Annotated in this window: 29 protein-coding genes; 7 read left to right on the top strand and 22 right to left on the bottom strand. The window is 66.2% G+C overall.

Annotated elements, in window-relative coordinates; all coding sequences use genetic code 11:
- Window positions 1-67: 67 nt before the first annotated feature.
- Both A7G45_RS12615 and A7G45_RS12610 read left to right on the top strand, forming a co-directional pair.
- Window positions 68-1,762, top strand: coding sequence for a DUF7937 domain-containing protein (locus tag A7G45_RS12615; protein ID WP_260937405.1), 1,695 nt, complete (start codon window positions 68-70; stop codon window positions 1,760-1,762).
- Window positions 1,713-2,693, top strand: a complete 981-nt coding sequence (locus A7G45_RS12610; protein WP_260937403.1) for a hypothetical protein — start codon at window positions 1,713-1,715, stop codon at window positions 2,691-2,693. Before A7G45_RS12615 ends, A7G45_RS12610 begins: the two co-directional genes overlap by 50 nt.
- Before the next feature lie 213 nt (window positions 2,694-2,906).
- On the opposite strand, the gene A7G45_RS12605 is transcribed toward A7G45_RS12610, so the two are convergent.
- The 12 genes from A7G45_RS12605 to rpsJ all read right to left on the bottom strand — a co-directional run bounded on the left by A7G45_RS12605 (window position 2,907) and on the right by rpsJ (window position 9,386).
- Complete coding sequence (locus A7G45_RS12605; RefSeq protein WP_260937402.1) at window positions 2,907-3,560, bottom strand: hypothetical protein; 654 nt, start codon at window positions 3,558-3,560, stop codon at window positions 2,907-2,909.
- A gap of 508 nt (window positions 3,561-4,068) precedes the next feature.
- On the bottom strand, window positions 4,069-4,365 hold the full coding sequence (gene rpsQ, locus A7G45_RS12600) for a 30S ribosomal protein S17 (RefSeq protein WP_043401747.1): 297 nt from the start codon (window positions 4,363-4,365) through the stop codon (window positions 4,069-4,071).
- A gap of 2 nt (window positions 4,366-4,367) precedes the next feature.
- A complete protein-coding gene (rpmC, locus tag A7G45_RS12595; RefSeq protein ID WP_043401744.1) occupies window positions 4,368-4,598 on the bottom strand; it encodes a 50S ribosomal protein L29 in 231 nt (76 codons plus the stop codon).
- A complete protein-coding gene (gene rplP, locus A7G45_RS12590) occupies window positions 4,598-5,014 on the bottom strand; it encodes a 50S ribosomal protein L16 (RefSeq protein WP_020101406.1) in 417 nt (138 codons plus the stop codon). Before rplP ends, rpmC begins: the two co-directional genes overlap by 1 nt.
- A gap of 2 nt (window positions 5,015-5,016) precedes the next feature.
- Entirely contained in the window at window positions 5,017-5,832 is an 816-nt protein-coding gene (gene rpsC / locus A7G45_RS12585) for a 30S ribosomal protein S3 (protein ID WP_133759579.1), read from the bottom strand.
- Complete coding sequence (gene rplV, locus A7G45_RS12580; protein WP_043401738.1) at window positions 5,832-6,296, bottom strand: 50S ribosomal protein L22; 465 nt, start codon at window positions 6,294-6,296, stop codon at window positions 5,832-5,834. The genes rpsC and rplV overlap by 1 nt, the downstream gene beginning before the upstream one ends.
- Entirely contained in the window at window positions 6,296-6,577 is a 282-nt protein-coding gene (gene rpsS, locus A7G45_RS12575; RefSeq protein WP_043401734.1) for a 30S ribosomal protein S19, read from the bottom strand. The genes rplV and rpsS overlap by 1 nt, the downstream gene beginning before the upstream one ends.
- Window positions 6,578-6,595: 18 nt before the next feature.
- Window positions 6,596-7,435: a 50S ribosomal protein L2 gene (rplB, locus tag A7G45_RS12570; RefSeq protein WP_043401731.1), complete on the bottom strand. Its 840-nt coding sequence runs from the start codon at window positions 7,433-7,435 to the stop codon at window positions 6,596-6,598.
- A gap of 29 nt (window positions 7,436-7,464) precedes the next feature.
- Entirely contained in the window at window positions 7,465-7,767 is a 303-nt protein-coding gene (rplW, locus tag A7G45_RS12565) for a 50S ribosomal protein L23 (protein ID WP_043401728.1), read from the bottom strand.
- Complete coding sequence (gene rplD, locus A7G45_RS12560; RefSeq protein ID WP_043401726.1) at window positions 7,767-8,414, bottom strand: 50S ribosomal protein L4; 648 nt, start codon at window positions 8,412-8,414, stop codon at window positions 7,767-7,769. Before rplD ends, rplW begins: the two co-directional genes overlap by 1 nt.
- A complete protein-coding gene (gene rplC, locus A7G45_RS12555; RefSeq protein WP_043401723.1) occupies window positions 8,414-9,067 on the bottom strand; it encodes a 50S ribosomal protein L3 in 654 nt (217 codons plus the stop codon). The genes rplD and rplC overlap by 1 nt, the downstream gene beginning before the upstream one ends.
- Before the next feature lie 13 nt (window positions 9,068-9,080).
- Window positions 9,081-9,386: a 30S ribosomal protein S10 gene (gene rpsJ / locus A7G45_RS12550; RefSeq protein WP_003883485.1), complete on the bottom strand. Its 306-nt coding sequence runs from the start codon at window positions 9,384-9,386 to the stop codon at window positions 9,081-9,083.
- Window positions 9,387-9,980: 594 nt separating this feature from the next.
- Between rpsJ and A7G45_RS12545 the strand changes: the two genes are divergently transcribed.
- Window positions 9,981-10,454 carry a hotdog fold domain-containing protein gene (locus A7G45_RS12545; protein WP_260937391.1) on the top strand — a complete coding sequence of 158 codons (474 nt, stop codon included), beginning with the start codon at window positions 9,981-9,983 and terminating at the stop codon, window positions 10,452-10,454.
- Window positions 10,455-10,513: 59 nt separating this feature from the next.
- Here the strand turns inward: A7G45_RS12545 and A7G45_RS12540 are convergent, their stop codons facing one another.
- Together A7G45_RS12540 and A7G45_RS12535 are read right to left on the bottom strand one after the other, a co-directional pair.
- On the bottom strand, window positions 10,514-10,867 hold the full coding sequence (locus A7G45_RS12540; protein WP_043401718.1) for a nuclear transport factor 2 family protein: 354 nt from the start codon (window positions 10,865-10,867) through the stop codon (window positions 10,514-10,516).
- Window positions 10,868-10,926: 59 nt separating this feature from the next.
- A complete protein-coding gene (locus tag A7G45_RS12535; RefSeq protein ID WP_051955289.1) occupies window positions 10,927-12,564 on the bottom strand; it encodes a carboxylesterase/lipase family protein in 1,638 nt (545 codons plus the stop codon).
- Between the two features lie 124 nt (window positions 12,565-12,688).
- Here A7G45_RS12535 and A7G45_RS12530 point away from each other — a divergent pair, with 124 nt between their 5' ends.
- Window positions 12,689-13,939, top strand: a complete 1,251-nt coding sequence (locus tag A7G45_RS12530; RefSeq protein ID WP_071287453.1) for a cytochrome P450 — start codon at window positions 12,689-12,691, stop codon at window positions 13,937-13,939.
- On the opposite strand, the gene A7G45_RS12525 is transcribed toward A7G45_RS12530, so the two are convergent.
- Window positions 13,905-14,546 carry a TetR/AcrR family transcriptional regulator gene (locus tag A7G45_RS12525; RefSeq protein WP_083420419.1) on the bottom strand — a complete coding sequence of 214 codons (642 nt, stop codon included), beginning with the start codon at window positions 14,544-14,546 and terminating at the stop codon, window positions 13,905-13,907. The genes A7G45_RS12530 and A7G45_RS12525 overlap by 35 nt on opposite strands.
- Before the next feature lie 83 nt (window positions 14,547-14,629).
- Between A7G45_RS12525 and A7G45_RS12520 the strand changes: the two genes are divergently transcribed.
- On the top strand, window positions 14,630-16,195 hold the full coding sequence (locus A7G45_RS12520) for an MFS transporter (protein ID WP_260937383.1): 1,566 nt from the start codon (window positions 14,630-14,632) through the stop codon (window positions 16,193-16,195).
- Here A7G45_RS12520 and mftG read toward each other — a convergent pair.
- The 7 genes from mftG to mftA all read right to left on the bottom strand — a co-directional run bounded on the left by mftG (window position 16,192) and on the right by mftA (window position 22,789).
- Window positions 16,192-17,598 carry a mycofactocin dehydrogenase MftG gene (gene mftG, locus A7G45_RS12515; protein WP_260937382.1) on the bottom strand — a complete coding sequence of 469 codons (1,407 nt, stop codon included), beginning with the start codon at window positions 17,596-17,598 and terminating at the stop codon, window positions 16,192-16,194. The two genes, A7G45_RS12520 and mftG, sit on opposite strands and share 4 nt — an antisense overlap.
- Entirely contained in the window at window positions 17,595-19,013 is a 1,419-nt protein-coding gene (gene mftF, locus A7G45_RS12510) for a mycofactocin biosynthesis glycosyltransferase MftF (protein ID WP_260937380.1), read from the bottom strand. The genes mftG and mftF overlap by 4 nt, the downstream gene beginning before the upstream one ends.
- 13 nt (window positions 19,014-19,026) lie before the next feature.
- On the bottom strand, window positions 19,027-19,797 hold the full coding sequence (gene mftE, locus A7G45_RS12505) for a mycofactocin biosynthesis peptidyl-dipeptidase MftE (protein ID WP_260938147.1): 771 nt from the start codon (window positions 19,795-19,797) through the stop codon (window positions 19,027-19,029).
- A gap of 138 nt (window positions 19,798-19,935) precedes the next feature.
- Window positions 19,936-21,111: a pre-mycofactocin synthase MftD gene (gene mftD / locus A7G45_RS12500; protein WP_260937378.1), complete on the bottom strand. Its 1,176-nt coding sequence runs from the start codon at window positions 21,109-21,111 to the stop codon at window positions 19,936-19,938.
- Between the two features lie 3 nt (window positions 21,112-21,114).
- Window positions 21,115-22,305, bottom strand: coding sequence for a mycofactocin radical SAM maturase (gene mftC, locus A7G45_RS12495; protein ID WP_260937376.1), 1,191 nt, complete (start codon window positions 22,303-22,305; stop codon window positions 21,115-21,117).
- Window positions 22,302-22,667, bottom strand: a complete 366-nt coding sequence (gene mftB / locus A7G45_RS12490; protein WP_377042053.1) for a mycofactocin biosynthesis chaperone MftB — start codon at window positions 22,665-22,667, stop codon at window positions 22,302-22,304. The genes mftC and mftB overlap by 4 nt, the downstream gene beginning before the upstream one ends.
- 26 nt (window positions 22,668-22,693) lie before the next feature.
- Window positions 22,694-22,789, bottom strand: a complete 96-nt coding sequence (mftA, locus tag A7G45_RS12485) for a mycofactocin precursor MftA (protein ID WP_071287456.1) — start codon at window positions 22,787-22,789, stop codon at window positions 22,694-22,696.
- 101 nt (window positions 22,790-22,890) lie between these two features.
- On the opposite strand from mftA, the gene mftR reads away from it, so the two are divergent.
- Both mftR and A7G45_RS12475 read left to right on the top strand, forming a co-directional pair.
- Window positions 22,891-23,523: a mycofactocin system transcriptional regulator MftR gene (gene mftR / locus A7G45_RS12480; protein WP_260937373.1), complete on the top strand. Its 633-nt coding sequence runs from the start codon at window positions 22,891-22,893 to the stop codon at window positions 23,521-23,523.
- 48 nt (window positions 23,524-23,571) lie between these two features.
- Complete coding sequence (locus A7G45_RS12475; protein WP_260937372.1) at window positions 23,572-24,087, top strand: RNA polymerase sigma factor; 516 nt, start codon at window positions 23,572-23,574, stop codon at window positions 24,085-24,087.
- Window positions 24,088-24,089 lie beyond the last annotated feature (2 nt).

Here is a 24,089-nt window from a genome sequence, read left to right as displayed (position 1 = left end):
GTCGTAAACTTCGTTCGAGTTAGCTGGGCGCTCGCTGCGCCGTGACGGTCAGAGATAGGTAGCGCGCATGACTGATATCCACGCTGACGAGTCCTCGGCAGCGACTCTCGCCGACCCCGACCGGCGCGCACGTACCGTTCGCGACGCCGTTGCCGCAGCGCTGTTGGTAGCCGGATTCGTATTCCCGTGGAATGTGAACTTCGGTATGGGCGTGCCTGACAGCTCTGGGCCCACGTTCGCTGCACTGGCGTTCGTCACCTTGCTGGCGCTCGGCGCGATTGCGGTGTCCTACGTCCGACCGAACATCGGCGGGCCGGCCAAAGTTCGTATTGCGCTCAGCGCTCCATATCTGGTGTTCGTGGCTGCGTTCGTCGGCTACGCGATCGTTCGGGCAATCCAACTGGGCGGCACCGGGACAGTCCCGCCTGGCGTCGGCCCCGGTGCGTGGATCGGCGCCGCCGGAGCCCTGCTTGGCGCACAAGCGTGGCCGGCCGACGCCGAGGGCAATCACGGCTGGATGAGCACGGCCCGAATTGTCGGCATCGCCTCGATGGTGTTGGCCACGCTGGCGGTGGCGTTCAACCTGTACTGGAGTACTCGGCATCTCCTCGGCGGTGACTCTGAGTTCTCAACCGAGCGGACCACCGCGATAGCGACCGCGGTCGTCTACGGCATCGTGTCGCTGGTCATCGTGGTCGCCGGGTCGCGATGGACGTTGCACCGTGATTCAGCATCACGCCTGGCGACCGTTGCCCTCGGCTGCGCCACACTGGCGGCCGGCATGCTGGTATGGACCCTCGACTCCGGTCGCGAAATCGACGCTTACCACGGCATCGCACAAATCACGATGACGACGAAAGTCGGTTTCGAGGGCTACTTCGCCTGGGTTGTCGCCGCAGCAATTTTCGCATCGGTGACGCTGAACCATGTTCTCGCCCAACCGATCGACCTGGCCACGCTCCGTGAGGCTGCGCGAAAATGCCTGGCACTCATAGCAGTCGGCTGCTTCGGTGCGGCGGTGCTTCGCATCACCGGCGCGATCGCCGCACTCATGCTCGATCTGAAGAACACCACTTACGACACGACCGCATTGGTCATCTTCGACGTCGTCGCAGGTGCACTCGCGCTGTTCATCCGATTCGGCTTGCGGGATTCCCGAGTGTCCTCGATGCTCACATTGGGGCTGACCGGAATTCTGTTGGCATTGACCATTTCTCGAGTGATAGTCGGCATCGTCCTCGTTCCTCGCATTCCTTTTGTCAGCGCGACCAACGCAGACAATCCGGTGTTCGGCAACACCCTGTCTCAGCAGATCACGAGCACATTCGACGTCGTCTTGTGCTGGCTGGCGCTGGCGGTCGTCTTAGTCACCCTGCTCAACAGCCGCAAATCGGCTCCTCGGTCACCTGGGGACTCCGACGCTCCACCGGCGATCACCAAAGCGGAGGTGACGGCCACCGCCGTCATCACGACTGCTGCGTCAGACCCGCTCCTCGCCTCAACGACCGCCGATGCGACCCGCCCGGTGGCGACGGCCGCTGCGACGCAGGTGCTTGAGGCGCCGACCCAGCAGCTGGTCGCCGCCGCACCGCCGCGAATCTTCCGGCAAGAAACCGACTCCACCCGACAGCTCGGCACTGCGGCGCCAAATACAGAATCCACCCAGAAGATCAGGGCGGCCAAGTTGCTCGCCGAGTCGACACAGCGATTCGGTGCCGGCACAACCTATTCCGGACCGCGACACCGCTCCTCCGACGACTGACGAGTCTCAGCCCTCGATCGGGTTGGCGAATCACCCACTGCGAGCGCTGATCCCGTTCGAGGCCGGCGATGCAGCGCTGGGTAGGATAGCGACCCAACTGGACAGCTATTCTGCGTGCGTCAAGCTGGTATCTGATGGATTCGTGTTCGATCGTCGGCAACAGTCCAATGACTCGCTGCTTCCATGCGATTTCAAGCGCATCGCGTTGATGCCCTGGCCACCGAACAGATCAGGCGCCAATTCTCACTGCCGGGTCAACGGCACGAAATGCAGCGGTCACGGTGTTCATGAAGTTCTCCATCGCCTGAATACCGGCTCTCCTCGTGACACCGTCCTTTTCCCTCCAGCGGTCAATACTGACTTGCGCCCGAACAGTCGTCGGAAAGACCTGGTTGAATGTCACACTGGCGGTGAATTCATCACCGGACCCGCCTGTGCCGATCTTGCTGGCGTGCTTGAAGATAATCCGGTTAGGGCTCTCCATATGGACACGCATGGAACCACCCAAGAATGCCGCCTTAGCCGATGTGTCGTTGGGAATGAACTGAGCAAGACTCGCAACGACAGAATCTATCGACGCGGTAGTCGTCAGTATCAAATCACTGTCGATGAGCTGCCGCTGGCGCGCATATTGATCGCGGAAAAAGATATTGCGCTTGGCTTTCTCTTTGAGCGTGTAATAGACCCAACTCAACCCGAACAATCCACCGAAAAACAGGACCGCAAACGCGACGCCGGACACTTCAGCGCCCCGGGTACTGCGATTGGCCAGATTGCCCCAAATTATCCGGCCACTGGCGACCAGACGCCGGCGCAGCTCCTGGATATGGTCGCGGTGCTGGCGGATAAGTTCCAGTCATTGGCGATTGTGACGGTGGTTGATTCCATTGTCCGTTCTTTGGCCGATTCAATCGGTTCTCAACGGCAGTGAATCCCGCACTCAACCCCCGTTCGAGCAACATCTCGGCCCCGCGAATCGCATACCAACAGGCCACGCTCGCAACAACAGCAACAGCAATGCCGGCCACGGCGCTATGCGTCTTGATACCGACCAACAGTCCGGCAACCATACCCACGGCGACGCCGTTGGGAGCGTACGTCATTCCCATAGCTGACTCTTTCGTAGATTTTCTGGTGGGGCGTATCAGTACTGGACGAGGCAATACGTGACGTCATGCGGTTCATGCGTGAATGTAATATCCACCCGCCCTGGACAACTCGCATGCAGGTCAACGATATTGGCGATGCGGTAAACCGTTTCATCGGATTTGAATTGATTTGTCACCCAGCGAGGTGATCCGTCGCGCGTCGATCTGCATTCGACTTTCTTCAGGTCGTGGCCACTGCTGTACGCGATTTTCGGCGTCACGCAGTCGCCGATTTCGAACTTCGGGTCGATCAAGCTACCTACGAGCTTGACGCCGCCAAACCCTATGATCAGAATTCCGGCGATGAATGCGAGCTTGAGCAGACGGTGGTTCTTCGGCGGACCCGACGGATACGGGGACTGCGGATACGGGGACGGCGAAACCGATTGATCGCCGAACACCGGCGATGCCGGAGTTGGACCGGGACCAAAGCCGGGAGCGACCCCCGGCCCCGGAATCGCAAGTCTCGCCTGAACCAGTATCTGGTGCACATTGGGCGGCCAAGGAAGCCGACGGACACGTAAGAACCAAGCGCCGCCGGCTGCAATCACGAGCACGAGTAGCCAGAAGAACCCGGGCGAAAACAGAAGGGCAATGAGCGCAATCCCGGCCGCGCCAGCAAGCACATGGAACGGCTGCAGATTGAACAATGGCGCACCGCCGCTCAGGGCAGGCTGGGGCGTGGCGCTGGATGGCGTTGTACCCCAAGACCGTTGGTCCTGCTGCGGCGCTATGGGAGGTTGCTGCGCGGGTACAAACGGCGGAGCTGACGGCACCACCGGTGGAGGCGGGCCAGAGGACACAGCAGGCGCAGGCCCCGCACCGCTGTAGGTGGTACCCGCAGCGAATTTGCTGGGACCAACTGGCGGCCCACCCGGCGCGGGAGGCGTCGGCACGTCATGTCCCGAAAAGTGCTGGGCTGCTTGGCGGCGGTATTCATCATGGCGATCAACGCCGCGGCCGTCACTCATTCTAGCTCCTTCAGCTTCCAGCAAAGTCCGAGACAGACCAAAGACTGAGGAGAGAGTTTACGGCGACGAACCGATTCCGAATGTCAGCCGTTCGACCGACTTGATCAGGCCCACAAACACGAATGTGCCCAACTCCGATTGGAGTTGGGCACATTCGAGGCTGCGCGCGCAGCCGAAAGCTGAAGGCCTACTTGGCCTTCTCGAGCACCTCGACCAGACGCCAGCGCTTGGTCGCCGACAGCGGACGGGTCTCCATCAGCGAGACGCGGTCGCCGATACCGGCATCGCCGTTCTCGTCGTGTGCCTTGACCTTGGTGGTGGTCCGGATGATCTTCCCGTAGAGCGGGTGGCTCTTGCGGGACTCCAGCTCGACCACGATGGTCTTTTCCATCTTGTCCGACACCACGTAACCGATGGCGGTCTTGCGACGGCCGCGCTCGGTCTCAGTGGCCGGCGTGTGCTTGGGGCCCTTGGTTTCTGCCATGACTAATCCTTACCAACCGGCCCGGATGCCAGGCCCAACTCGCGTTCACGCAGGACGGTGTAGACCCGCGCGATCTCCTGCCGCACGGTACGCAGCCGGCGGTTGTTCGACAGCTGACCGGTCGCCATCTGGAAGCGAAGGTTGAACAGCTCTTCCTTCGACTCGCGCAGACGCGTGGTCAGCTCTTCCTCGGTGAGCTCACGCAGTTCACCAGGCGAAACTCCAACTGCCATCAGAACTGCTCCTCTCGAGTCACGATGCGTGCCTTGATCGGCAGCTTGTGGATGGCGCGGGTGAGCGCCTCCCGGGCGATCTTCTCGTCGGGGTAGCTGAGCTCGAAGAGCACGCGACCCGGCTTGACGTTGGCGACCCACCACTCCGGCGAACCCTTACCGGAACCCATGCGGGTTTCGGCAGGCTTCTTGGTCAGCGGGCGGTCCGGGAAGATGTTGATCCAGACCTTGCCGCCACGCTTGATGTGCCGGTTGATGGCGATACGAGCGGACTCGATCTGCCGGTTGGTGATGTAGGCGTGGCCCAGGGCCTGGATGCCGTAGTCACCGAAGCTGACCGAGGTGCCGCCGCTGGCGATACCGCGCTGCTCGGGGTGGTGCTGCTTGCGGTGCTTGACCTTGCGGGGAATCAGCATGACTAGCTCTCCGTTGCTTCCGTCGGCGCATCGCCGGCGGGGGTCTCAACAGCAACATCCACGGCGCGGCCGGCCTCGGTGCTCGTCGCGGTGGTACCCGACGAACCGCTGCGACGCGGACGGGTACCGGACGGACGATCCCGACGGGGACGGTCGGCGGCGGGAGCGGCGGCGGACAGCTCACGCTTGCCACCGACGATGTCGCCCTTGTAGATCCACACCTTCACGCCGATACGGCCGAATGTGGTCTTGGCCTCGTACAGGCCGTAATCGATGTCGGCGCGCAGCGTGTGAAGCGGCACGCGACCTTCGCGGTAGAACTCCGAACGGCTCATCTCAGCACCGCCGAGGCGGCCCGAGCACTGCACCCGGATGCCCTTGACGTTGGGCTGGCGCATGGCCGACTGGATGGCCTTGCGCATGGCACGACGGAACGCAACACGGTTGCTCAGCTGCTCAGCAACGCCCTGCGCCACCAGCTGCGCGACGCCCTCGGGGCTCTTGACCTCGAGGATGTTCAGCTGAACCTGCTTGCCGGTCAGCTTCTCCAGGTCGGCGCGGATGCGGTCGGCCTCGGTGCCACGGCGACCGATGACGATGCCCGGACGTGCGGTGTGGATGTCCACCCGGACGCGGTCACGCGTGCGCTCGATCTGCACGTCGGCGATGCCGGCGCGCTCCAGGCCGGTGGCCAGCAGCTTACGGATCGCGACGTCTTCCTTGACGTAGTCCGCGTACTGCTTGTCGGCGTACCAACGGGACTTCCATTCGGTGGTGATACCGAGGCGGAAGCCGTGGGGGTTGATTTTCTGGCCCACTACTCCGAGCCTCCCTTCGTCTCGGTCTTGGCCGCGGCGGCCTTGCTGCCCTGCGCACGACGAGCGCGAGCGGCACCGGCCGTAGCGCCCTTCGAGCCCTTGTCCTTGGCGGGACGGCTCTCGACGACCACGGTGATGTGGCTGGTGCGCTTGCGGATTCGGTACGCACGCCCCTGGGCGCGCGGCCGGATGCGCTTGGCGGTCGGACCCTCATCGGCGTGGATGGTCGCAACCACCAGCGTCGTCGGGTCCAGGCCCTCGTTGTTCTGCGCGTTGGCGGCAGCGCTCGCGATCACCTTGGCGACCGGCTCGCTGGCACCCTGCGGCGCCCACCGCAGGATGTCGAGCGCCTCTTCGACGCTCTTGCCACGGACCAGGTCGATGACCCGGCGGGCCTTGCTCGCCGACACACGCACGAAGCGCGCGGTGGCGCTCGCGGACGGGTATTCAGTAACGGTAGTCATTAGCGGCGCTTGCTCTTCCGGTCGTCCTTGATGTGACCCTTGAAGGTCCGCGTCGGGGCGAACTCGCCGAGCTTGTGCCCGACCATCGCCTCACTGACGAACACCGGCACGTGCTTGCGGCCGTCGTGGACGGCGAAGGTGTGACCGATGAAGTCGGGGATGATGGTCGACCGACGGGACCAGGTCTTGATGACCTGTTTGGTGTTCTTCTCGTTCTGAACGTCGACCTTCTTGAGCAGATGGTCGTCGACGAACGGACCCTTTTTGAGGCTACGAGGCATCGTCTATTCCTTTCCGGCCTAGCGCTTGTTCTTGCCGGTGCGCCGGCGGCGGACGATGAGCTTGTCGCTCGGCTTGTTCGGCTTGCGGGTACGGCCCTCAGGCTTGCCCCACGGGCTGACCGGGTGGCGACCACCGGAGGTCTTACCCTCACCACCACCGTGCGGGTGGTCGACCGGGTTCATCACGACACCACGGACGGTCGGGCGCTTGCCCTTCCACCGCATACGGCCGGCCTTACCCCAGTTGATGTTCGCCTGCTCGGCGTTGCCGACCTCGCCGACGGTGGCGCGGCAGCGCACGTCGACGCGACGGATTTCACCGGACGGCATACGCAGCGTGGCGTAGGCGCCTTCCTTACCGAGCAGCTGGATGCTGACACCGGCCGAGCGGGCCAGCTTGGCACCGCCGCCAGGACGCAGCTCCACAGCGTGGATGACGGTACCGGCCGGGATGTTGCGCATCGGCAGGTTGTTACCCGGCTTGATGTCGGCGTTCGGCCCCTGCTCGATGACGTCGCCCTGCTTCAGATCCTTGGGGGCGAGGATGTAGCGCTTCTCGCCGTCCACGAAATGCAGCAGCGCGATGTTCGCGGTGCGGTTGGGGTCGTACTCGATGTGCGCGACCTTGGCGTTGACGCCGTCCTTGTCATGGCGACGGAAGTCGATGACGCGGTAGGCACGCTTGTGACCGCCACCCTTGTGACGAGTCGTGATGCGGCCATGCGCGTTACGACCACCAGTGCCGTGCAGCGGACGGATCAGCGACTTCTCCGGAGTCGAACGAGTGATCTCGGCGAAGTCGGAGACGCTCGAACCGCGACGACCCGGGGTCGTCGGCTTGTACTTGCGAATTCCCATTATCAGTTAATCCCTTAACTCCCGGCCGATCAGGCCGGAGCTCCGAACAGTTCGATCGGCTTGCTGCCGGCGGACAGGGTCACGATCGCGCGCTTGGTGCTCTTGCGCTGGCCGAAACCGGTGCGGGTGCGCTTGCGCTTGCCCTTCCGGTTCGCGGTGTTCACCGAGTCGACCTTCACGTCGAAGATCTTCTCGATAGCGATCTTGATCTGCGTCTTGTTGGACTCCGGTGCCACGATGAACGTGTACGTGTTGTCCTCGATGAGTCCGTAGGACTTCTCCGAGATGACCGGGGCCAGGATGATGTCGCGAGGATCAGTCACGGTAGCCATCAGGCCGACACCTCCTCTTTCGTGTTGGCGGTGATGTAGGCGTTGAGCGCCTCCACCGAGAACACCAGATCGTCGGCGTTCAGCACGTCGTAGGTGTTCAGCTGATCCGGCGAGATCACATGCACGCCAGGCAGGTTGCGGACGCTCTTGGCGCTGACCACATCGCTGCGGCCGATCACGACGAGCACCTTCTTGTTGTCGGTCAGCGACGACAGGAACGACTTGGCGCTCTTGGTCGACGGGCTCTGACCGGCCACCAGCTCGGTGATCGCGTGGATGCGCTCGTTGCGGGCCCGGTCCGACAGCGCGCTGCGCAGGGCAGCAGCGATCATCTTCTTCGGGGTCCGCTGGCTGTAGTCACGCGGCTGCGGGCCGTGGACGACGCCACCACCGGTGAACTGCGGGGCGCGGGTCGAACCCTGACGGGCGCGGCCGGTTCCCTTCTGGCGGTACGGCTTCTTGCCACCACCGGACACCATGGCCCGGGTCTTGGTGGCGTGGGTGCCCTGGCGAGCGGCGGCCAGCTGGGCCGTCACCACCTGGTGCATCAGCGCGATGTTGGGCTCGACGTCGAACAGCTCGGCGGGCAGCTCGACAGAGCCGTCCTTCTTGCCCTCGGGGGTCTTGACGTCAATCTTGAGAGTCATTACTTCTCGCCTCGCTTAACTGCGGTGCGGACAACCACCAGTCCACCATTGCGGCCCGGGATGGCGCCCTTGATGAGCAGCACACCGTTCTCGGCGTCGACCTTGTGAACCTTCAGGTTCTGGGTGGTGACGCGGTCGCTACCCATCCGGCCGGACATGCGGGTGCCCTTGAAGACACGGCCCGGGGTGGCACAGCCACCGATCGAACCGGGACGACGGTGCACAGCCTGGGCACCGTGCGAGGCGCCCTGGCCCTTGAAGCCGTGGCGCTTCATGGTGCCGGCGAAGCCCTTGCCCTTGCTGGTGCCGGTCACGTCGACGTACGCGCCGTCGGCGAAGATCTCGGCGGTCAGTTCCTGACCGACCTCGTACTCGGCGACCGCGGCCTCGTCTTCGAGACGAAGCTCGGCCAGGTGCCGACGCGGGTTGACGCCTGCAGCGGCGAACTGACCGGTAACCGGCTTGTTCACCTTGCGCGGGCTGATCTCACCGTAGGCGAGCTGCACGGCGCTGTAGCCGTCGCGCTCGGGGGTGCGGATGCGGGTCACCACGTTGGGGCCGGCCTTCACGACCGTGACCGGGACGACTTTGTTGTTCTCGTCGAACACCTGCGTCATGCCCAGCTTGGTGCCCAAAATGCCTTTGCGTGCCATTTTTCTGGGTCTCCTACTGGATGTTGACGTCGACGCTCGCCGGCAGATCGATGCGCATCAAGGCGTCAACGGTCTTCGGCGTGGGGTCGAGGATGTCGATAAGGCGCTTGTGGGTACGCATTTCGAAATGCTCCCGCGAGTCCTTGTACTTATGGGGAGACCGGATAACGCAGTACACGTTCTTCTCGGTCGGCAGCGGCACCGGGCCGACCACGCTTGCTCCCGTACGGGTGACCGTCTCAACGATCTTGCGCGCCGAGGCGTCAATCGCCTCGTGGTCGTAGGCCTTGAGCCTGATGCGGATCTTCTGTCCCGCCACGCTTCTCCTACCTAACTGTCACGGGCCCGTGCTCGGGCCTGGTCTTCAATACGCACGTCCCGGGACACCCGATGACGCGCGCTGGCTATGCCGCCGCTCTTTACGTTTCTGTGGTTCACCGACCCCCGCGCTCGGGCGTGTCGCCTTTGCGCACAGTCGTCCGCGCTGGAAATTCCATCTCGGGCGATGCTGGGACCGGATGCGCCCGTGATGGGCGCCGGTCGTCTGCCCGCGGCGGGCGAACCCGGCGCAAGGCAACCCGAACAGTATGCCCCAGATCCGGGCTTGCTCCAAATCCGCTGCGGAGCCGTCCGCCGCGCCCGGGTTTCACCGCCGGTCCTGCACTGATTCCGCGGCGAGGGCGAGGATGTTCGAGTGGCTGCCGCCCTGGTTACAGAGTCAACAGCGGGGTCTCGTTGATCCCGCACTGGCGGCGCAAAACTGCGAGTGGCGGGGACCCTGAGTTCAGGGTCAACGCCTGCCCGGCCGGCTTTCGCGTTGACCCGGTATCCATGGCTGAAAATTGCGGTTGGTGAGCGCCATGGTTCCCGAATCGGCGGACGCACCGAACTTACTTTTGAGTAAGATAGCGACATGTCGACACTCAGCCCCACCTACCGCGCCTGGAAGCAACTCTCCGGACGGCCCGGCGGCAGCCTGATGTTCTCCGCCGCCGCGATGGTGCGAGTGCCGTACTTCGCGTCGGTCCTCCCCCGAGTGGTGACGATGGAGCCGGGCTACGCCGAGGTGGCGGTGCCGAAGTGGTTCTTCGTCTACAACCATCTGCACACCGTGCACGCGATCGCGTCGTGCAACGCCGCGGAGGCCGCGATGGGCATGGCGATGGAAGCGACCGTGCCGACGACCCACCGCTGGATACCCAAGGCCATGAACGTCCAGTACCTCGCCAAGGCCACCACCTCGCTGCGGGCGCACGCCCGCGTCGACATCCCCGACTTCGAGACCCTGACCAAGGGCACCGACGTCGTCGTATCCGTCTCCGTGGTCGACGCCGCCGGCGAGGAAGTCGTGCACGCCGACATCACGACGTGGGTGACGCCCGCATAGCCTGACGACGATCAAGCGGCGAGGCACGAGCCGCGATGAGGAGTCGGGTAAATCGGACCTCAGTCGAGATAGGTGCCGTGACCTTCGCGCACCAGATCGCCGTCGAAGATCAGCACCTCGTTGACCAACTGGCCGCGGTGATTCCGGTAGTTGATGACGAGAGCCTGCGTCCCTACATAGGTGGCCACGATCTCGAAGTGCAGTTCGGGCAGCGCCGCCAGCGCAGTGGTCCAATACCGCCGGAGCGCGTCCTTACCCCGCACCACTCCCCCGGACTCCGGCACGACGCGCGCCGCGACGGGTGAGGTGAAGACGACGTCGTCGTGGAAATGGGCGAGCACCGCCTCGACGTCGTGGGCGTTCCACGCCTGGCACCAGTCGCGGGCGAAGGCCTCGGCATCGGGAATCGTCATGCCGCCCTATCGAAGTCGACGCGCGCCTGGGCAGGCAAGCCATTTTCGGGCGCGAGACGTCAATGCTGCAGACTCGCCCAGAACGCGCACTGATGCACCTGGTCGTAGTCAGTGACCAAACGGCTGCCGTCGGGGCGCAGCGACATCCGGCTGTCGTGGTCACCGCCGGTCAGCTGCGGCCATTCCGGTGCCCCGTCAGCACTGGGCCGGCCGTCGCGGACGAACGAACTCCAGTAGTCGATCATCTGATCCGACAAGGCGACCTGCTCCGGCGCGGGCGGCGGCGCTCCGCCCATGTTGAAGATGTAGCGCAGATCCAGCGAATGGCTCGCACCGACGGGGAAAGGCAAGTGGCGCAGCGGGTCCGGCGTCGGCGGCGCCGGATCGGCGAACTCGTACCCATATACCGGGGCGTCCGCGACCAACGCGTCGCCGATGCGGTCGGCCACACACGCGAAAGCACCGTCGGTGACCGCGGTCGAATAGGCGACCGCCGCGCTGCCGCCGTAGCGGTTCAGCGGGTAGCGCTCTGCCACCGCGGCGGCGTCGGCGCCGAACGTGGACTGCAGCAGGTGCGGGTAGCCGTCGGCATGGAAGCGCTTGCCCGCACGCAGATACTGCAGGGCAACGAACAGGGTGAACTCATCGCGGGTGGTGCCGATCATCACCGGGACCCGAGCGGCACCGCCGGTGCTGATGGCCCGCATCGGATCGACCGGCAGCAACGTCGTCCCCGAGACCGGCCCACTGAGCATGTTCTCGCCGATTCCGTAGTACCACACAGGCTTTCGCAATTTGTCCAGCGGCAGACCGCGCAGACAGTCAGCAGCGACCGCCGGATCGCCACATCCCGCGGCACTGGCGTAGGCGAGGCTTGCCCGCGTGGCCTCCGGTAGCGCACCCTGGGCCTGGCACGGCCCACTGGCGATGATGGCACCCCGGAACAGGCCGGCCGACTCTGGCGCGACGAGGTGGTCGCACACCGACATCCCGCCGGCCGACTCACCGGCGATGGTCACCTTGCCGGGATCGCCGCCGAACGCGGCAATGTTGTCGCGCACCCAGCGCAGCGCCGCCTGCTGGTCGGCCAGCCCGTAGTTGCCGACGTCGGGGCCGGTGCCCAAAGCGGGGTGAGCCAGGAATCCCAGAGCGCCCAGCCGGTAATTGACCGTCACCACCACGATGTCGCCGCGGGTGGTCAGCCGCGTCGAGTTGTAGATACTGCTGGAGCCATTGATGAACCCACCGCCGTGCAGCCACACCAGCACTGGTCGACGCTCGCCGGAAGCCTGCACCGGTGGCGTCCAGACGTTGAGGGTCAGGCAATCCTCGCTACTGTTGCGCCCCATCTCCAGATCCCCCTTGGGGTCCTGGATGCAGCGCGCGCCCGGCTTCGCACCATCGCGCGCCCCGTCCCACGTCGGCGCGGGAGCCGGCGGACGGAAGCGAAGCGGCCCCAACGGCGGTGCCGCATAAGGGATTCCACCGAAGAAGCGCAGATCTGGATTGACCGTCCCGCGGACGGTCCCCGTCGCGGTGTGCACCAGCGCCGGATCAGCTGTCACCGCATCGGGCGCCACGGCGGTGGCACCGTCACTGTGCGAGTCCAGGCCGCAGCCGGCCACCAGCAGCACTGCCCCAGCCACTGCTGCAGCGCGCTGCAGCAGTCTGCGTAGGTGGGCGGACGACACGAGCACCCAGCGTACTGAACTCGGCCGAACGCGGCCGATAAATATTTGCGGCGACCCCCTCCCCACAGCGCATCGAACGACCTAGACTCCGCTTGACAGCTGTCAAGTACGCGCCTGTGTGAGGAGTTCAATGAGTGCACCCATCACCGACGAGGCCGCCAAGGTTCTCGCCGACCCAACCGCCTATGCCGACGACAACCGGCTGCACACGGCACTCACTCGGTTGCGAGCTACCAATCCCGTTGCCTGGGTGGACAATCCGCCGTATCGGCCGTTCTGGGCGATCACCAAGCACGCCGACATCATGGCCATCGAGCGAGACAACAACCTGTTCATCAGCGAGCCGCGCCCACTGCTCATGAAGGCCGACGACGAAGACCTGCTGAAGGCACAGGCCGACGCCGGCATGGGGTTGCGCACACTCATCCACATGGACGATCCGCACCATCGCAAGATCCGGGCGATCGGCGCCGACTGGTTCCGGCCGAAGGCGATGCGCGACCTCAAGGTCCGCGTCGACGAGCTGGCCAAGCGGCACGTCGACCGGATGCGCGACGCCGGACCGGAATGCGACTTCGTCGAAGAGATCGCGATCCAGTTCCCGCTCTACGTGATCATGTCGCTACTCGGCCTGCCCGAGGAGGACTACGACCGCATGCACACCCTGACGCAGCAGCTGTTCGGCGGCGACGACGACGAGTACAGCCGCGGCCAGTCCCCCGAAGAACTGTTCAGCGTGCTGCTCGACTTCTTCGGGTACTTCGCCACGCTGACCGCGTCGCGGCGGGCCAACCCCACCGAGGACCTGGCGTCGGCGATCGCCAACGGCCGCATCGACGGCGAACCGCTCAGCGACATGGACACCGCGTCCTACTACGTGATTGTCGCCACCGCCGGACACGACACCACCAAGGACGCCATCTCCGGCGGGTTGCATGCGCTGATCGAGAATCCCGGCGAGCTGGCCCGGCTGAAGGCGAATCCAGACCTGATGCCCACCGCCGTCGAGGAAATGATCCGGTGGAGCACGCCGGTGAAGGAATTCATGCGCACCGCGACCGCCGACACCGTCGTGCGCGGTGTGCCGATCGCCGAAGGCGAATCCGTCTATCTCGCTTACGTTTCCGGCAACCGCGACGAAGAGGTGTTCACCGACCCGTTCCGCTTCGACGTCGGGCGCGAGCCGAACAAGCACCTGGCATTCGGCTACGGCGTGCATTTCTGTCTGGGTGCGGCGCTGGCCCGCATGGAGATGAACAGCCTGTTCACCGAGCTGCTGTCCCGGCTGGATTCGATCGAATTGGCCGGTTCGCCAACGCTTTCCGCGACGACGTTCGTCGGCGGCTTCAAGCACCTGCCGATTCGGTATTCACTCCGTTGATCCGGTGGGTCGCCAGGAATCCGTCGACGGCGGCAACGGCGATCTGCCGGTAGTCGAAATCGGGCAGCGTGCTGAGCTTGCCCAGCACGATCGGGCCGAGTAGTAGGGCCGTGGCCCGCAGCCGGTCGACGTCACCGAGTTCGGCGATGGCCGCGGGACTGGACAGCACCGCCTCGAACGGCGCCGCGTATTGCTCAGCCACCCGCTCTCGCAGGTTCCGGATCTCGGTGCTCTCGGTACCCGTCGCCACCCAGGGCACGTGTTCGAGGTTGCTGCCGAGCGCCAGCCAGGACATGGCCGTCAGACTCACCGGCGCCTCGGCGATCAGTTTCGCCTGCGCGTGCACCAGCGCGATCAACCGCTCGCGTAGCTCCCCCTCTGCGGGCGGCGCCGGGGCCGGGGGAATGAGTGCGTGAAATGCCGCTGCCAGCAAGTCATTTCCACTGGGATAGTGCCGATAGAGGGTGGCCCGGGCCACGTTGGACGCACGAATCACCGCATCGACGGTCACGGCACTGGGGCCACCAGAACGCAGCAAGGTAGTAGCCGCCTCCAGCAGGCGCGCCCGGGAGCGCGCCGGCCGGGGATCACCGTGTTCGCTGGACACCGCCGAATTACCTCCGGATAACAAACGAGACTGTTAGTCTCGCTTCAAGACCATCGGTCTTGAAGCTACCGGAAGGTCTGCGAATGGTCGACAAGGCGCGAACGGTGAGCCCCGACGTGGAAATCCTCCCCGCGACGGCCACACCACCGACCTCCCGTCGCCGAGCCTGGACCCTATATGTGGCGTGTTGCGGTGTGCTGCTCGTGATTTCGTCGATGGTGGCGCTCAATACCGCGCTCGGCGACATCGCGATGGCCACGTCAGCGAACCAGACCCAGCTCACCTGGATCATCGACAGCTACACCCTGGTCCTGGCCTGCCTGCTGTTGCCGGCCGGAGCCATCGGCGACCGCTACGGCCGCCGCGGCGCCCTACTGTTCGGGCTGGCTGTCTTCGCGCTGGCCTCGATCGTTCCGGCGCTGAGCACTCACCCCGCGCACATCATCGCCGCCCGGGCGGTGGCCGGCGTGGGTGCCGCGTTCGTGATGCCCGCGACGCTGTCCCTGATCACCGCCTCGTACCCGGCTGCGGAGCGCACCAAAGCAGTCGGCGTCTGGGCCGGCATCGCGGGCTGCGGCGGGGTGTTCGGCATGCTGGGTTCCGGTGTGCTGCTGCACTTCTGGCCATGGCAGTCCATCTTCTGGGCATTCACCGGAGCCAGCCTCGCCCTCATGGCGTTGACCGCGACCATCGCAAGTTCGCGCGACCCGGAGGCCCGGCCGCTGGATGTGCCCGGCGCGCTGGTCATCGCAGCGGCCGTGGCCTTGCTGGTGTACGGCATCCTGTCGGCCCCCGACCGGGGCTGGACGCATCCGGTGGTCCTTGGCGGCATCGCCGGCGGGGTGCTCCTGGCGGTGGCGTTCGCCGTCGTCGAGTTACGTACCCGGTATCCGCTGTTGGATGTCCGACTCTTCCTCGATCGCCAGTTCGGCACCGGGGCCGCTGCCATCACGGTGCTGTTCCTGGTGATGTTCGGCTTCTTCTATCTGTCGATGCAATTCATGCAACTGGTCATGGGTTACAGCCCGATCGGGACCGCACTCGCGCTGTCTCCCCTCGCCGTCCCGATGCTCATCCTCTCTCCGCTGTCGTCCTGGTATCTGCCCAAGCTGGGGCTGCGCCTGGTGGTATTCGCCGGCCTGTGGCTGCTGTCCGCGGGCCTGCTGTGCTTGTGCCTGGTGCGAGTGGATTCGTCGTACTGGGAGTTTGCATGGCCGCTGCTGGTGGTCAGCACCGGAGTCGGAATATTCACCGCCCCAACGACTTCAGCGATCATGACGTCAGCGCCCGACGACAAGCAGGGCGTGGCGTCAGCGGTCAACGACACCACCCGAGAGGTAGGAGCGGCCCTCGGCATTGCGTTGACCGGCTCACTCCTGGCCGCCGGCTACACCAAGCACATCGGGCCCGCGGTAGCCGGCTTCCCCGCCCCGGTCGGCGACGCCGCGCGCGGCTCGTTGGCCGGTGCCGTAGCCGCAGCGCCGCATTTGGGGCCGGTCGGCGGTCAGCTCGTGGCCGTGGCCCGGATCGCCTTCCTGCACGCCATGCAGACGTCGTTGGTGGTGCTGGCTTCGATCACGGCGATCGCCGGAGTGCTGATCGCGTTCTGGGCGCCCGGTCGCGGGCACACACCACTGAATGGCCGCTAGGACACGATGAATCGGGCCGCCCGGTGCGCCAGCATGACGACCGTCGCATGCGGACCCCGGCCGGTGATGCCGGGTAGCGCGGCACCGTCGGCCACCCATAGCCCGTCGATGCCGCGTACCCGACACCGGGGATCGAGGACGGCGCGCTCGTCGCCGTCCACCCCGATCGGCGCCGTGGCCGACAGATGCTGCGCGGTGGACCAAGCGGGTTCGCCGTCGATGACGGCATCGCCGAACAGGTCCCGACACAATTCGTGACCTACTTGCAGCGCTGCGGCATCAGCCGGGTTGGAGTCGTAGCGGTGCTCGATGGTGGGCCGCACGTCGGGGTCGTCCGATACCAACAGGACCCTGCCCTGCGCGCGCGGCCGCATCAGCGAGATACCGAGGTGCACCGGATCCGAACCACCGGCGGCACCACCGGTCATGGCCGCGAATCCCCAGGTATACGGCCGGATCTCCAGCTGTTCGGTGGTGAGCAGCAATTCGAGCGGCGGACGGCCGGGATCCGCGGGCCAGGTGGTCGGCACGACCCACTCCGGATGATCGGCGCACGCGACGCCCACCGGCAGGTCGGCCACCACCGGCACGCCGACGCCCCGCAGCTGCGCGGCCGGGCCGATCCCGGACAGCATCAACAGATGCGCGGATTCAATTGCCCCGGCGCACAACACAATCCGATCGGCATACCGGTCGACTGGACCATCGGAACCCAGGCATCGCACCCCCACCGCGCGGGCACCGTCGAACAACAGCCGCAGCGCGCGCGTCCCGGTGCGCACCGTCAGGTTGTCCCGGCCCCGCGCGGCGGCCAGATAGACCTCACCCGGACCGTGCCGGTGACCGGTGTCGTCGATGTTCAGCGGCACCGCACCGAGGCCGGGCCGCATCCCGGCCGCGGCATTGAGATCGTCGACCCACGGGTACCGGGCACCGGCCGCGTCACGGAAAGCCTGTGAAGACGCTGCGAATTCGCTGATACGGCGCACCGGCACCGGACCGGCCGAACCGTGCTCGGCACCGCCGAAGTCATGATCCGTCTCGATGGCGCGATAGTGCGGCAGCACGTCGGACCAGGCCCAGCCCGGCACCGCCCAGGCGTCGAAATCCGACGGCCAGGCCCGGCAGAAATAGCCGCCGTTGATCGCCCCGGACCCGCCCAGCACCCGTCCCCGCACGATGTCCGCGGACCGCGCCGGATTCTGCGTCAGCGTCGTCCGGTGCTGTCGCGCGACGGCGCTGTCGACGCCGATGGGCAGCACCCAGCCCGGCTCCGGGCGGACGGTGCCGCCGGTCTCGAGCAGTGTCACCTGGCAGGCGGGATCGGCCGAAAGACGCTCGGCCAGAACACAGCCGGCACTGCCGGCCCCGACGATCAGGACGTCATCGCGGCGCGGGATCAAGTCCGGATCTGCGGCTTGAGCGCACCCAGATGCCGTTCGCGCACCACGCCGCCCCACAGTCCGAGACCGTAGGCGATGTCATCGAGGCGCTTGAGCAGCAGGTAGGCCAGCAGGCCCACGCGCTGGGTGTTGTCGTCCACCGTGTGATGGCGGCGGGCCCAGTCCACGACGCCGTCCACGATCGCGGCGATCAACACCACTTGCCGCCAGCGCCGGAAACACACTGCCAGCACCAGCGCCACCGGCCAGTAATGCCGGCACAGCGCCGCGGCGAGTTGCAGGGCCGCGGCCCACAGTCCCTGCGCGGCCACGGCGGCGACTTCCCGCGGTTCGGTGTCGATCGATCGCAGAGAGTTGGCGATGCGCCGGCCGGTGATCGCGGCGGCGATGGTCGAGGCGAGGTAGCCCACCCCGGACCCCATGCCCAGCAGCACCCAGACCACCAGGGTCCAGCCTGAGATCACCAACGGCGCGGTCTTGCCCGGGTGTCGCACCGACAGCGGCGCGGCCGAGGAACCGTAAAAGGCCTTGCGGGCGAACCACTCTCCCAACGCGGTGCGGTGATCGTGGCCGACCAGCGCGATCGGTTCGTACCGCAGCCGGGCCCCGGCCTCGATGAACCGCCAGCACAGGTCCACGTCCTCACCGGACTGCAGCGACTCATCGAAACCGCCCGCCTGGTCGAGCGACGCGCGCCGGCAGACGATGGCCGCGCTCGGCACATAGGCCACCATGCCGTACGGCACCACCGGCGCTTCCCGCATGCCGAGATCCAGTGACGAGCGCACGGCCTCGTAGCGCGCGATCAGATTGTCGGGCTCGTGCAGGCCCACGATGCGCGGCGCGACCAACGCGACGGCCGGGTCGCAAAAGTGCCCCAGCAGCGCCTCCAGCCACCCGCGACGCGGCACCACATCCGAGTCCAGGAACGCCACGAAATCCGTCTCGCAGGCGGCCAGCCCGGTGTTGCGGGCCGCCGCGGGTCCGCGGCTGACGTCGTGCCGGAGCACGCGGACGTCGCAGTGGCCGGCCAGGTCGCAGAAGTCCGCGGCCTGCAGCGGCACCACGGAGCCGTCGTCGACGACCACCACGCGCATGCCGCGCAGCGACCGCACCAGCCGGGCGACGCCAACTGCGTTGTCGCGTACCGGAACAACGACGGTGACGTCGAGGTGCGACGGCCCGGTCGCCGGCCGGGGATGGGCGACCGTGGCGTCGAGCAGGGTGCGGGCCAGCTGCGCGCTCTGCGCGTCGTGGACCTCCAGCCGGCCGCGATCGAGCATGGTCTGCGCCGCCGGAGCCAGGCGCAACAATCGCGTCGGCGATCCACCGAGCAGTGCGGCGCCCTCCCCGAGCACCTTGACCCGACGATCCACTTGGACGGCAAAGCCGTCGGGCAGCCTCGGCCCCGTCACTGTCCCACCCCCGTCACGCGAGCATTCCCCCCGGGCCGGGCTGCCATGTGCCGATCCTGCGCACACAGCTCCCGACCATTTCTGCAAAGATACGGGACCCCTCGTCCGCGGTAGCAGTCGTCGGATCGCCCAGCACCCCCACCGGGCTGACCGCGGCCACTCCACCGCTGCGCAATGCCGGCAGCAGCTCCGGCAACGGCGCGGTGTTGCCGACGACGCTCTCGTCGACCCAGACGTCCGCCGGTGAAAGATGCAGCAGTACAGACGTTTCGGTATGGCCGGCGTGGGCGTCGGCACCGACTGCCGTACACGGGCACCAGGCCACATCGCGCCCCTCGGCCCGCAACAGCGTGGTCGCCGCCGTCAGCGCCGCCACATTGCCGCCGTGACCATTGACGAACACGATCCGGCCGGCCCAGTTGCAGGCCGACCGGCCGAACTCGACCAGCAAATGCTCCAGCGCGGCCAGGCCGATCGAGATGGTGCCGGGAAAGCTCTCGTGCTCACCACTCGCGCCGTAGCTGATGGCAGACGCCACCAGCCACGTGGGCTGACCGACGCCGGGCGTCGTCTCACGCAGCTGCGCGGCCACGGACCGCGACACCGCCTCAGCGATCCGGGTGTCGGTATCCAGCGGCAGGTGCGGCCCATGCTGCTCGGTGGAACCAAGCGGGACGATCAACGAAGGCCGCATGGATTGCAACTGCCTCGACGTCGAGTTCCCGAGCTCGCTGGGGAAAGGCACCCGCCGATGGTAAGCCGAATTTGCCCGCTGTGCGCCAATTGTTGCCGTATACGCAACAATTCGTAGCGGATGGTCAAATTGTCGCGGTTGTCAAGACCCCATTGACCATCACGGCAGCCACGTCAGCACCGCACGTATCAGCGGACCCGTCGAATCAGGCGCCGGCGCCCAGCGGCGTTAGCCGCCCAGCCGCCGGGTGAAGCCCTCCGGCACCAGGATGTCGTCCGGCCCGAGGTCGTGAATCGAGCCCTTGCCCAGACCACGCAGCGCCGAGTCGATACCGCCGTGCATGATGTCGAGCACGTTCTCGACGCCGGCCTGTCCCTCGGCCGCCAGCCCCCACAGGTAGGCCCGGCCGAGCATCACCGCGCGGGCACCGAGAGCCAGCGCCTTGACCACGTCGCTGCCGCGGCGAATGCCGCCGTCCAGCAAAACCTCGATCTGGTCGCCGACGGCCTCGGCGATGGCCGGCAGCGCCCGGATCGACGCCGGGGTGCTGTCCAGGTTGTTACCGCCGTGATTGGACACCGAGATCGCCGAAACACCCGCGTCCACAGCACGTTTGGCGTCGTCGATGCGCATGACGCCCTTGAGCATGAACGGCCCGCCCCACAGCTCACGCAGCCAGGCGATGTCCTCCCAGGTCGGCGCCGGGGTACCCATCCACTCGCCATAGGCGTCGAAGAACGGCGGCGGGGCCTGGCCGTTGATGGCCTGATTGGGCACCGACAGCTCGGGCGGACGCAGGGTCTTGCCCCAGGTCCACATGTAGCGCGGCTTGGTGATGACCTCAGGGCTCATCTTGATGATGGTCTTGAGATCCATCTTTTCCGGAATCTTGGGGCTGCCCCAGTCCCGGCCGTGGCTGAAGCTCCAGTCGGTGGTGACGATCAGCCCCTTGGCGCCGGCCGCGCGGGCCCGCTCGGCCCGGGCCGCGATGTCGTCTCGGCTGCCCAGCCAGTAGATCTGGAAGAAGGTCTTGGGGTTCGCCGCGATGACCTCTTCCATCGGCTTGCTGGCGAACGACGACAGGCCCATCGCGGTGCCACGGGCCGCGGCGGCGCGGGCGACGGCGACCTCGCCGTCGGGGTTGATTGCCTGCACGCCGGTCGGAGAAATAATCACGGGCAGTGAAATCTCTTGACCCATAACCGTTGTCGCCATCTCGCGCTTGTCCAGCGCGCCGATGACGTGCGGCGCGAAGCCGAGCTCGCCGAACGCCGCGACGTTGTCAGCAACGGTCAAACCCTTCTCACTCGCCGAGATCAGCGAGGAGTAGGCGGACTTGGGCAGCCGCTTCTTCGCGCGCTCCTGCGCGATGGCGACGGTTTCGAACCAGATATCACGAGCCATGATCTAGACAGGACTTTCGTTACAGAATTTTTGCGGAGCCTTGGCCGGCATGGCCAGGAGCTTGAGCGGGACGGGTCCTTTGCGACCCCCGCTGCGGGAGTGATCGAGGTGCGACTTGGGCTTGTCGCGGTCGAGTGCCAGCGCGGGCTCACCGAAGCCCTGCACGCACTCGGGGTCCGGGCCGTCCATGGGCAGACCCGTGAAGAACTTGGCCGCCATGCAGCCGCCGCGGCAGCTGTCGTAGTGCCCGCAGCTGCCGCAGGCACCGGCCGACTGCGGTTCCCGCAGTTCACGGAACAGCGGGGCGTCCTGCCAGACATGCTGGAAACCGTTATCGCTCAGGATGTTTCCGGCCAGGAAGCGCTCATGGATGGCGAACGGGCAGGCGTACACATCGCCAACGGGGTCGATCAGGCAGACGACACGACCGGCGCCGCAGAGGTTGAGGCCGGCCAGCGCGCCGGGCTCGCCGAGGCCCGACAGGTGGAAGAACGAGTCACCGGTGAGCACCCGCTCGCCCTTGGCGACCAGCCAGTTGTACAGCTGGACCTGCTGCTCGGCGGTGGGGTGCAGGTCGTCCCACACATCGGCGCCGCGGCCGGACGGGCGCAGCCGGGTGATGCGCAGGGTGGCGCCGTAGTTGTCGGCGAGGGCCTTGAAATCGTCGAGCTGGTCGACGTTGTGGCGGGTGACGACGACGGAGATCTTGGCGTCCTTGAAGCCCGCGTCCTTCAGGTTTTCCAGCGCCCGAATGGCCATGGCGAACGAACCCGGGCCGCGCACCGCGTCGTTGATCTCCGCAGTGGCGCCGTCGAGCGAAATCTGAACGTCCACATAGTCACTCGCGGCGAGCTTGGCAGCGACGGCTTCGTCGATGCGCACGCCGTTGGTGGAGAACTTGACGCCGACGTGATGCTCGGTGGCGTAGTCGACGAGCTCCCAGAAATCCGACCGCACCGTCGGCTCGCCGCCGCCGATGTTCACGTAGAACACCTGCATGCGCTCGAGCTCGTCGATGATGTCCTTGCACTGCTGGGTGCTCAGCTCACGCGGGTCGCGCTTGCCCGACGAAGACAGGCAGTGCACGCAGGACAGGTTGCAGGCGTAGGTGAGTTCCCAGGTGAGGCAGATGGGCGCGTCGAGGCCATGCTCGAACTGCTCGATCAGCCGGGGCACGGGTGCCGTTGCGGTCATGAAGCGGTGGATCCTTCTGGGCTGTTCTGGTCTGCCGGGATCAGCATCTTGGACTGGACCAGCACGCCGAACGCGTGCAGATACGGCCCCTGCTGGTCATCGTCGATGCCGGCGGCGCGGCAGGCGCTGCGGACGTCCGGATGGTCGGCCAGCGTGTTGACGATCTCGACGATGATGCGGTTCTTCAGGAACGAAAGTTTGCGTGTACCAAAGTGATACAGCAGCGCGCCGAATGGTTCGGGGCGGACGGCGACCTGGTGGTGCAGGCGCCAGCCGCGGTCAGGATCGAAGGCCAGCGCCGGCGGAGCCGGCAATCCGGCCCCTGCCGGCGGGTCCGAGGTTTCGGCCCCTGCTGGCTCCATCCGGGCCGCGGCTGGTGCAGACACGGTCAGTAGACCCCGCACATACCGTCGATCGAGACCTCTTCGACCAGAGTCTCGGTGACCAATTCGGTGCCGGTCTCAACCTGCTGATTCGAGTCCATGGATCGCCCCTTTCGCTACCGTGGCAGTTGCCGGTACTCGACAACTGTGATCCAAGTCGCAAGAATATGGCATCGAGTGCCGAAAAGGAAGGGCGGGTCTGATGAGGACCGAATCGGAGCGTCCCGAGCGCGACGCCGGGGCCGTTCCACAGCACGGCCGGGTAGGCCGGCGCCGCTCCACCACGCGCGACCACATCACCCATGTGGCGCTCGAGCTGTTCGCCACCCGCGGCTTCGACGACGTCAGCGTCGATGACGTCGCCCATGCCGCCGGCATCTCCCGACGCACCCTGTTCCGCTACTTCTCGTCGAAGAATGCCATCCCGTGGGCCGACTTCGACGCGAGTCTGACCAATCTGCGGGACCTGCTCAACGCCGTCCCCCACGACGTGCCGCTGGACGCCGCGCTGCGGTCAGCGCTCTTGGAATTCAACAGCTTTGACGAATCCGAAACACCCCGGCACCGCCGCCGGATGCAGGTGATCCTGCAGACGGACGCGCTGCAGGCCTACTCGATGACGATGTACGCGGGCTGGCGCGGCGTGATCGCGGCCTTCGTCGCGCGCCGCTTGGACGCCAAACCGACCGAACTCGTGCCGCAAACCGTGGCCTGGACGGTGCTCGGCGTGGCGCTGACCGCCTACGAACAGTGGCTGGCCGACGAGACCGTCTCGCTGCCCGATGCCTTGGGCCAAGCCTTCGACATCGTCCGCGAAGGACTGATTTCCATCTAATTTCGGCGAGGGCGTCGGAAAACGGCCGCCCGACGCGACGATAAGGGTGTGAGGGGCGAATCAGACGGTGATGCTCCGCAGACGCTGCTGGCGCTGTACGACTCGGCGCTACCCGTGGTCTACGGGTACTTCGCGCGGCGCTGCGGTGATCGGGGCACCGCGGAAGACCTGACGTCGGAGACGTTTCTGGCGGCGATGGATGCGGCCCGGCGCGAGACGCCGCCGGTGATCTCGGTGCCGTGGCTGATCGGCGTCGCCCGGCACAAGCTGGCCGATCACTACCGCCGCAGGCACGACCGCTTCACCGTGTCCGTACCCGAAACACCCGAGCCCGCAGAGCCTTTCGACGACTGGGACGCCGAGCTGGACCGGCTGGTCGCCGAGGCCGCGCTGGCCCGGTTGACCGAACAGCACCGCATGGTGCTGACGCTGCGATATCTGGATGACCGCCCCGTGCCCGAATGCGCCGAGTTGATCGGACGCACCGTGCACGCCACCGAAGCCCTGCTGGTGCGGGCCAAGCGGGCATTCCGAACCGAATACCAGGACGGAGGTGCGTCATGACC

This window comes from Mycolicibacterium llatzerense (genome assembly GCF_025331195.1).
In the GTDB taxonomy this organism is placed as follows: domain Bacteria; phylum Actinomycetota; class Actinomycetes; order Mycobacteriales; family Mycobacteriaceae; genus Mycobacterium; species Mycobacterium llatzerense.
Note: the sequence above shows the minus strand (reverse complement) of the source record. Positions and strands in the feature narration are given on the sequence as shown.

Excerpts from the sequence above, each read along its gene's own strand:
- rplV (WP_043401738.1), bottom strand. The coding sequence starts at position 6,296 with ATGACTACCGTTACTGAATACCCGTCCGCGAGCGCCACCGCGCGCTTC.
- mftA (WP_071287456.1), bottom strand. The coding sequence starts at position 22,789 with ATGGACTCGAATCAGCAGGTTGAGACCGGCACCGAATTGGTCACCGAG.
- mftB (WP_377042053.1), bottom strand. The coding sequence starts at position 22,667 with ATGGAGCCAGCAGGGGCCGAAACCTCGGACCCGCCGGCAGGGGCCGGA.
- A7G45_RS12540 (WP_043401718.1), bottom strand. The coding sequence starts at position 10,867 with ATGACGATTCCCGATGCCGAGGCCTTCGCCCGCGACTGGTGCCAGGCG.
- rpmC (WP_043401744.1), bottom strand. The coding sequence starts at position 4,598 with ATGGCAGTTGGAGTTTCGCCTGGTGAACTGCGTGAGCTCACCGAGGAA.
- A7G45_RS12545 (WP_260937391.1), top strand. The coding sequence starts at position 9,981 with ATGTCGACACTCAGCCCCACCTACCGCGCCTGGAAGCAACTCTCCGGA.
- mftC (WP_260937376.1), bottom strand. The coding sequence starts at position 22,305 with ATGACCGCAACGGCACCCGTGCCCCGGCTGATCGAGCAGTTCGAGCAT.
- A7G45_RS12520 (WP_260937383.1), top strand. The coding sequence starts at position 14,630 with ATGGTCGACAAGGCGCGAACGGTGAGCCCCGACGTGGAAATCCTCCCC.
- mftD (WP_260937378.1), bottom strand. The coding sequence starts at position 21,111 with ATGGCTCGTGATATCTGGTTCGAAACCGTCGCCATCGCGCAGGAGCGC.
- mftR (WP_260937373.1), top strand. The coding sequence starts at position 22,891 with ATGAGGACCGAATCGGAGCGTCCCGAGCGCGACGCCGGGGCCGTTCCA.
- rplP (WP_020101406.1), bottom strand. The coding sequence starts at position 5,014 with ATGCTGATTCCCCGCAAGGTCAAGCACCGCAAGCAGCACCACCCCGAG.
- rpsS (WP_043401734.1), bottom strand. The coding sequence starts at position 6,577 with ATGCCTCGTAGCCTCAAAAAGGGTCCGTTCGTCGACGACCATCTGCTC.
- rplW (WP_043401728.1), bottom strand. The coding sequence starts at position 7,767 with ATGGCTACCGTGACTGATCCTCGCGACATCATCCTGGCCCCGGTCATC.
- rplC (WP_043401723.1), bottom strand. The coding sequence starts at position 9,067 with ATGGCACGCAAAGGCATTTTGGGCACCAAGCTGGGCATGACGCAGGTG.
- rplD (WP_043401726.1), bottom strand. The coding sequence starts at position 8,414 with ATGACTCTCAAGATTGACGTCAAGACCCCCGAGGGCAAGAAGGACGGC.
- rpsQ (WP_043401747.1), bottom strand. The coding sequence starts at position 4,365 with ATGGCAGAAACCAAGGGCCCCAAGCACACGCCGGCCACTGAGACCGAG.
- rplB (WP_043401731.1), bottom strand. The coding sequence starts at position 7,435 with ATGGGAATTCGCAAGTACAAGCCGACGACCCCGGGTCGTCGCGGTTCG.
- A7G45_RS12615 (WP_260937405.1), top strand. The coding sequence starts at position 68 with ATGACTGATATCCACGCTGACGAGTCCTCGGCAGCGACTCTCGCCGAC.
- A7G45_RS12530 (WP_071287453.1), top strand. The coding sequence starts at position 12,689 with ATGAGTGCACCCATCACCGACGAGGCCGCCAAGGTTCTCGCCGACCCA.